Here is a 772-nt window from a genome sequence, read left to right as displayed (position 1 = left end):
TTGGTGCGTGAGATTGCCACGGGCGCGAAGCGCCCTCGCAATGACAATTCGGGAGTGCATACCATTTTAACGATGGCTTGTACGGGCTGCAAGTGCGTCGCCGGGCCCGGCTGTCCCCTCACCTACATACAAGGATGCCAAAACTGTTCAGAAAGGATGACGTACCATGAAAAAACTCGTATCCCTGCTCACAGTCTTTGCTCTGGTCCTGCTGTCTGCCTGCGCATGGTGGAGCGAGCCGGACCCCGACAACATGCGCGATGAAACGCTCTGGGCCCTCTCGTCGCCGGAAACGCTGCAGACGGTCTTCCCGGACACGGCAGCCACGGGCGAGGAGCAGGACGGCCTCCTGCCCGTCGGAACCGTGAACTATGAGAGCCGCGTGGAGGATGGAGAAGCGACGTGCACGGTCACGCTGCACATCGGCGGCAGGGACTACCCCTGCACGGTGGAGGGCAGCGTCGTGACCGACAAGCTCAACGACACCTACACCTGCACGCAGGGCATGCTGACCGGCACGATGGAGGCCGACGGCACGCAGTGGACCGTGACGGGTCTGCTTCGCGAATTCAACACAACGTCCCGCATCATGCTGTCGCTGGAGTTCCTCCCGGCGGAATATGACCCGGACGCGACGCCCGCATGGCTCGTCATCGGGCCGGACGTCACGACCGGCGAGCTCCGCGAGGCCTATGAGGCCTATTACGGGGTGGCTGAGGGCGAATAAGAACGCCTGCCTCCAGTCGTGCGTTGTAGGGGAGCGGCCTGCCGC

General features: G+C 63.2%; 1 protein-coding gene. It reads left to right on the top strand.

The features are described from left to right. Nucleotides 1-166: 166 nt before the first annotated feature. On the top strand, nucleotides 167-727 hold the full coding sequence (locus WMO66_RS00010) for a hypothetical protein (RefSeq protein WP_349134357.1): 561 nt from the start codon (nucleotides 167-169) through the stop codon (nucleotides 725-727). Nucleotides 728-772 lie beyond the last annotated feature (45 nt).

The sequence above is a fragment of the Faecousia intestinalis genome (assembly GCF_040096185.1).
Lineage (GTDB): Bacteria > Bacillota > Clostridia > Oscillospirales > Oscillospiraceae > JAZOXB01.
Note: the sequence above shows the minus strand (reverse complement) of the source record. Positions and strands in the feature narration are given on the sequence as shown.